Source organism: Thermodesulfatator autotrophicus, from assembly GCF_001642325.1.
GTDB classification, from domain to species: Bacteria; Desulfobacterota; Thermodesulfobacteria; order Thermodesulfobacteriales; family Thermodesulfatatoraceae; genus Thermodesulfatator; species Thermodesulfatator autotrophicus.
On record NZ_LSFI01000082.1, the window covers coordinates 1 to 6,794 of the forward strand.

Here is a 6,794-nt window from a genome sequence, read left to right on the forward strand (position 1 = left end):
TAGATTTTTATATTCGGCAAATCCGGGGCGGCTATTTGTGAAGGGGATAGTTCTTCATAAATTTTGGAAAGGATAAAAGCCAGAAATTCGAACACTTTACGAAAATTCATAACTTTTTTAGTTTTCATGGACATATCTCCTAATTAAAGCCGATTTTGCTTAACAGAGACAGGTAAAATAACGCTTGAATCCTGTTTATAGCGGCTCTGGAGTTGGTAGTAGGAGCCTGTCTGCCAGAGCCTATTTTTCGGTTTTTCTCGATCAAACACAAATTTTTCTATTCGCCAAACCCAGGGCGGTTCACTACGGCCGGAAAGCTCCCTTACGAAAGATAATCACTCAAAATATCCAGGTAATCAGCAAGCATAGTTTTATCATGAAGAGCCTCAGCAGGGATTTCCAGGATTCTATAACCTTTGGCTTGGGCTTTGGCTCTTAAAAGTTTGTCTTTTTGTCGTTGAATAGGATTTCCGTGTATACCTTCAGAGAGTCCGTCAATATAGATCAGAATTCTTTGGTCCGGATAGGCAAAATCGGCTATCGTTTTTTGGGTACTGCTCAGAACAACCTCAAATTGTGGAACTGGCGTAGGGAATCCGCGTTTTTCCAGAATCTTTAAAAACCGTTCTTCCGCCGGACTTTCAAGTTGCTCTTCATCTTCAATATCAACCTCAACATAATTGGGTGGAATATCATGTTCTTTTTGCCACGGTAAAAGGCCCTCAATCAAAGCGAGGGCTCGTGAACGACTCATAAGGTTGTGATAAGGCTGGTTACGATAGTGTAGAAGGCAGTTATAACAGGCTTCTTCGCAATCACATTGTTCAATAGCAACTTTGGCACTAAGCACTATGTCCGACCAAAACTTTAAGATGAGCGGCAAAAATCCGGTTCCTCCTGGAATCGGGTCATAAAATACCAGTTTAGTGCCACCAGCATCATCTTTAATACTCACGTTTTCGAGTTCTTGATCTCCCATATCAAGGACCAGACGGGTTCCAATACGGATTATTTCGGCTACATGATAGGAATCCAACTCATTTTCAAAAGGCCCGATAATTAAAAGATCCGAATGTACTTCGGTGAGTAAACATAGACGTTCGATTTCTCGACCGCATTTTTTACGGTGTCCCTCCGCGAAGCTTTCAATTTCCACCTGGCTGGCAAAGGGGCTTCGAAGCTCGCCGCAAACAGGACAGATGGGAAAACCGTATTCTCCTTTGGCAAGGAGTTGGTAGGGGCCTACATTAACCAGCTTTAATTGCCCTTGGTAATAGTAAGCACAATCTATTTTACCCAGACGTCCTTTAAAGCCTCCGGCATGATAAGGGCTCAAAAGTCCCAGTATCTGATATGAAACACGTCTGGGATACTCCTGTTGGTCGCCAATATTCCCTCGCGGCTCGAGCTCTACATCCACAAGCTTTACGGAGCCAAGAGTTATGGTTTCCTCCCCTCCACCTTCGAATTCTTTTCTTCCTTGAGCTAATCTGGTAAAAGATCCGTCAACATAAAAGGTTTCTATCTGGCTTCGGAAGTTTTTGTCTCGGGCTTGTAAAACATAAAAATTGAGTCTTTCGACTCGGAATTCATTCCGGTTGGCGTAAATAAGATTGGCCGGCACGAATTCCCGGAGGGCCACACAGGTGGGGCGCGGAAGATCAATATAAGGTTCCGCGCATTGGGCCCGAACGGTATCCTTGGTTAGGGCGTAACCGGGCAAAAACCCCCTTTTGGCCAGATAGGTGATGGCGTAGTTTTCCTGCTCCTCAAGCCACAGGCGGTCGAGGGCCTTCTCATACCGGGTTCTTTTATTTTTATTCTCTGGAGAAAGGCGTTCTCCTTTCCTTTCGAGTTCCGCATATTCGTTAAGGATTCTCTTATAAGCCGAAACCCGAGCAAAAAGATCATCTACAATAGTTTGAAGCTCGTCTGGCATATCTTTTAGGACTTTTTCAAGGCTCTCCCGGGAGACGAGGCTTCTTGATTCCTCTGGCCAGGTGTCTGTAAAAATGGTTTCCAGAAAGTTCAATATTTCGTCCCGGTACTTCCTGATAGCTTCCTCTAGCGGAGTTTTTACCTTTAAAGGTTCGTCGCGGTAACGCTCTCTTCCGTTTTCTTTTTGCCCAAAGTAATGCCATATAAAAGACGGAATAATGGCGTTTATTATCTCGGCGGTATCTTCTTTCTGTCTCAAAAAGCTCAAAACCGTAGAAAAGATATGTTTGCGAATTAAGGGTTCATTCTGCATGGAAAAAGCGGGTACTAGAATTCTCCCCGATATCATTTGCTCAGGATGTCGGTAAAAATACTTGTCATGAGAGCGGTTTCGGCAGTAAGAGAAAACCACTCCTATGCGATGCCTCCGGCCTGCACGACCATTTCGCTGGACGTAGCTTGCCGGAGAAGGTGGCACATTTCGCATCAGGACCATTTCCAGCTGACCGATATCCACGCCTAATTCAAGGGTGGGAGTGGCGACCAGGCAGTTAACGGTACTTCGCTTTTCTTTAAACTCTCTTTCGTACTTCAAGCGATCGTCCTGAGGAACCTGGGCCGAATGTTCTCTAGGAATCAGGGGGACAAAGTCGAGTTTGGTATACTGGACCACATCGTAATGTTCTTCATCCCAATGCTGATAAATAAGACGACCTTTGCAACGATAGGCCGGGCAGACGCCTCCAGGCGTAAGCCGTGAACGGGACAGCCGACAGCTCTGGCAAACATACCGCCCTTCACTATGCGTAATTCCTATTCTTTTGTAATTGATTTGGTATCCTGAACCGCCTCTAACGGAGACAATCCTTCCAGCCCGTTTCCTTTTTATTTCCGCCGGAACCAGAAGGTCTTTTCCTATAAGCCATTCCCATAGTTCTTCGAGAAAGCGGTCTCTCACGTCTGATTTCAGCGTTGGAAAGACCTTTCTTAAAAAGACCTGGGCCGCGGAACGACCATTTTGGGCCATCCACCCTTTTTGATATTTGCTCTCGCCCTCTTTTTGAAAGACAAGAACATGCGGACAATAAAATTCTGTAATGTTTACTATCCCCTTCCGCACTTCGGCATCCTGTGGAGACCAGTCCCTTTGAAGGAAAGGATCGCTTAAAACACCTTGTATGCGGTAAATATCGAGAAGAGCGTGGATGAGATTCCCGAGGTCTTCGGCGCTTATCTCAAACTTTTCCAGCCAGTGGATAAGATCCGTCAGATTTTCAGGTTCTATACCGTCATAAAGAACCGCCGCGAGTCCCAGCTGCTCCAGGCTTCCGCGCATCTGACGCCGAGTCAAAGACGCCAGTTCTTCCACGATGAACCAGCGGAGCCTTCTGTGTTCCTCTTCCTGCCCCCAGCGTACCCGGGGAAGCAGTCCTTCCTCCGCGGCTTTTTCAATCAGTTTTTCATGTAGCGAATCAATAGAAAAAATTCTTTCCGGCTCACTTCTTAGAATTTGATAGACAAGATGCCTTAAACGGTGTCTTCGAGATCGGTTTTCCATCCAGCCGGCCTGAAACGCAGCCTCCTGTCTGGAGTCTGCAAAGACGATAAGTTTTCTTAAGCTGGGTTCCGGCATGGCCGAAAGCATGGTCTGGGCCAAGATCATGACATCGGAAACCTCGGCCGATTTTACCGGAGTGATGACCGGACTCCGATCCGGGTTGGCCGCCCCACAGGAAACACAATGGTGTAAGGGTGCAGGGAAGAAAATAATCGGTATTAACTTAGTCTCTCGGCGACACTTTTCGTTAAGACAGATCGAGAGATCCCGATCATGGATGGCTCCGCAGTAGGGACAAAGATAGCCCGACTCCCCGGGAACCTCTTCCTCCACTCCAGGGACGATAGCGTCAGTAAAATAAAGGCTTTCGGCATCTTCTGAATTCTCAGAGAGAATTCTTACTCCGTATATTTCTCCTTCGTGATCTACAGCAAAGGGAGAAGAATATGTTTCTCTGACATAGTGTTGACCGCAGGAGCGGCAGATCTGCAGTTCAAATAGAACACGATCCGTCTTTATCGCCTGGTCGAAAAAGATATTTGGGACTCCATCTTTCTGCCAAGCGATGTAAACACCTTGAAGTCCCTGCACAAAATAATGGAGCTTGGGTCTTAGCAGAGGCTCATCATCGAGGCGTGCCAGAGCCCCTAAAGTCAGGTAGCTCAGGATTTCGGCCTCAAGGGCGGCGTCTGGAAGCCTCTTCCTGTCGGGAAAAGCCTTTTTAAATTCATCTACAATTTCTTTGAGTTGGCGTGGAGTTTCGGTAATCGTCTCAAGGAAAGAAACTATCTCGCTTTGAGAAAGAAGTTTGTAAAGAACGGCGAGCGTGTCTTCCCCCTCCGGGGCCTTGAGACTCACCAGTTTTTCCGCGAGTTTTATGGTCTCTCGGGAGATCTCGGTCACCTCATCCTGCAGTTGTACCTCGCGCACACTTCTAAGGATTTCCTCAAAAAGTCTCTGCGGATCTTCGGGTGGCGGAGGTCTGAATGAGCCTTTTTCTTTTCTCTCTTGATAGCTTTCCTGAACAAGATAGAGCTTGTCCTCCGGTACACCAAAAATATTGGCGGCAAATCGTTTTAATTCCGCTTCCCATTCTCCATTTCTCTCTCCCAACTCCCCGGTATCGGCGCTTTTTAGGGTGGCAGAGGTTCCTATGCAGATAACTTCATCCCTTGTTTTACCAGCTATGCCTCGCACCCGACGTATGAGACAGGCAATTTCCGATCCGCGTGAGCCCGTGTGAGTGTGGATTTCGTCTAAGACGATAAATTTAAGAGGGGCCTCCAGGAAAAGCTCAATATCTTTGTGACGCAGGAGGAGATATTCAAGCATACTGTAGTTGGTGAGAAGAATCTGAGGTCTTCTCTCAAGAATTTCCTTTCGCGAGAAACACTCTTCCCAGGGAAGAGGAAGCATCTGTCCCGGCTTTTGCGCCTTTAAAAGCTCGGCTCTGGTATAAGGCCGGGGCTCGGGAAGCCTTGGAATATTTTCTTCGGTTTCAGGTGTTTCTCCGGTATAGCGTCCGAAGGTGATGCGCGTTCCGGCAAGAAGTTTCCTCAGGCGTTCAAGCTGGTCGTTTACCAGGGCGTTCATGGGGTAAATCAGGATAGCAATAGGTCCTATGCTCTCCCCCCCGATCTCGGGCTTTAAGACATTTATCAATGATGGGGAGGAGAAAGCCTTCGGTTTTACCGGAACCTGTCCCGGTAGCGATAATGACGTGATTTCCGGTTTTTACAGCTCGTAAGGCTTCTTCCTGGTGTTTGTAAAGCCTTTCGAAGTTGAAAATCCCGGCGAGAGCCGGATGCAAATCAATAGAGGGATCCGCAATTAGTTCTCTTAGAGTAGGGCCTTCCACAAACGGACGGCTTAAGTATACATATGGTCCCTTAGCCAGCCGCTCCTTTCCACCGAGCCCAAAGGAAAGCCCTTCCTTGAATTGTTGACGAAGCCCAGGATCAGCTACCGGAAAGGTGGTAAGCAAATAACGCCCAAACTGATCTATAACATCCTTACCAAACTGAACCGGATTCAGGGGCATTGGTTACTCCTAACTTAGCAACGAAAAACCGATAATTTTAGCCGCCTGATTAAGTTTTTTATCAAAACAACCAAAGATTACTTCTTCATTTGCCTTTTTTAATAAAAGATCTGCCGCGGCCAAATGAAGACTATCATAGGCTTTTAGAGCAAAGGCTTTTGCAAATTCACTTGCACGCTCTAAAAGACTTTGGTTAAGGCCAATTTTCATATAGTGAGGCCAATCCTTTTCAAAATCTGCCTGGATGTTTTCTAACATTTCTTCGGAAATTACACTTTCACGACACAGCCTGGCAAAAGCCGCTTGAGCCTCTACATAAGCAATCAAATGCGTGGCTACAATTTTGGCTTTAGAAACCGCGTGCTCAACTGTAGAGCTGTTTTCCTCTTCTACATAGAGCTTTACCAAAGCAGAAGTATCCAAATAGAGGATCACCAGCGATCCTCCAGAACACGTTCGGCGACACTCTTACCGGATATTTTTGGTCTCACACGTCCACCTTTAGGCTTGCCACCATCCCAGGTGGCCAGTCCATTCGCCATCAAGGCCTCAATACCATTTTTTTGTTCTCCAGCAGGACAAAGTTTAGCCACTAGACGGCGGTGGTATGTGACTTCAATGATTTTCCCCTGTTTGACATCTCTTAAGTAACGAGAAAGATTGTTTTTTAGTTCCCTTACTGAAACCTGCATAATACCTCTCCCAATGTGATTGTGGTCTCATTTTAACACATGAGGCTACATTTGGCATCTAGCACATTTTTATATACGACTCATCCGAAATGGATTTACGATCTTAACGCCTTCAATTTTCTGGCCGTGATTCAAATCTTCCGTAAACAGGATGCGACAGTTAGCTTCCAAGGCAGAACTCACAATCAGGGCGTCCCAGAAGGAACACCATAAAGTTCTTCCCTGCACCATTTGCTCAACGTCCCGGAATGTTCTTGCATAATGGTGAGTATTTTTTCGGTTACTTCTTCCAATTCACTTTTTTCTCGAGTAAGGGCTTCAAGTTGTTCCCTGATAAGGGCGCTTAAACTTTTCCTCTTTTGGCCGCCAGCTCTCGGGCCTTGCGCCACGCATGCTCGGGAAGAGCTATGGTTACGTTTTTGTACATGGCTTTTCCTCAAGAAAATTAATTCTTTTTCACAGTTTCACAGAATAAAGGATTTTTTCAACTACAAATCACCAATAGCCCTTCAATAGAGGTCCCTTCCTCACGCTGGTCGGTAGTATTTCAGTAATTGTGTCCGAA

General features: G+C 46.2%; 5 protein-coding genes. All 5 read right to left on the minus strand.

Going from position 1 to position 6,794, the window contains the following annotated elements:
- Positions 1–322: 322 nt before the first annotated feature.
- Complete coding sequence (locus TH606_RS10820) at positions 323–5,089, minus strand: helicase-related protein (protein ID WP_068543959.1); 4,767 nt, start codon at positions 5,087–5,089, stop codon at positions 323–325.
- Entirely contained in the window at positions 5,061–5,537 is a 477-nt protein-coding gene (locus TH606_RS10825) for a DEAD/DEAH box helicase (RefSeq protein ID WP_068543961.1), read from the minus strand. Before TH606_RS10825 ends, TH606_RS10820 begins: the two co-directional genes overlap by 29 nt.
- Positions 5,538–5,546: 9 nt before the next feature.
- Positions 5,547–5,972 carry a type II toxin-antitoxin system VapC family toxin gene (locus TH606_RS10830; RefSeq protein ID WP_068543964.1) on the minus strand — a complete coding sequence of 142 codons (426 nt, stop codon included), beginning with the start codon at positions 5,970–5,972 and terminating at the stop codon, positions 5,547–5,549.
- On the minus strand, positions 5,969–6,229 hold the full coding sequence (locus TH606_RS10835; RefSeq protein ID WP_068543965.1) for a type II toxin-antitoxin system Phd/YefM family antitoxin: 261 nt from the start codon (positions 6,227–6,229) through the stop codon (positions 5,969–5,971). Before TH606_RS10835 ends, TH606_RS10830 begins: the two co-directional genes overlap by 4 nt.
- A gap of 185 nt (positions 6,230–6,414) precedes the next feature.
- The gene (locus TH606_RS11775) at positions 6,415–6,618 is read right to left on the minus strand and encodes a hypothetical protein (protein ID WP_197460574.1); all 204 of its coding nucleotides are present in this window, start codon (positions 6,616–6,618) and stop codon (positions 6,415–6,417) included.
- Between the last annotated feature and the right edge of the window lie 176 nt (positions 6,619–6,794).

Excerpts from the sequence above, each read along its gene's own strand:
- TH606_RS10820 (WP_068543959.1), bottom strand. The coding sequence starts at position 5,089 with ATGAACGCCCTGGTAAACGACCAGCTTGAACGCCTGAGGAAACTTCTT.
- TH606_RS10825 (WP_068543961.1), bottom strand. The coding sequence starts at position 5,537 with ATGCCCCTGAATCCGGTTCAGTTTGGTAAGGATGTTATAGATCAGTTT.
- TH606_RS10835 (WP_068543965.1), bottom strand. The coding sequence starts at position 6,229 with ATGCAGGTTTCAGTAAGGGAACTAAAAAACAATCTTTCTCGTTACTTA.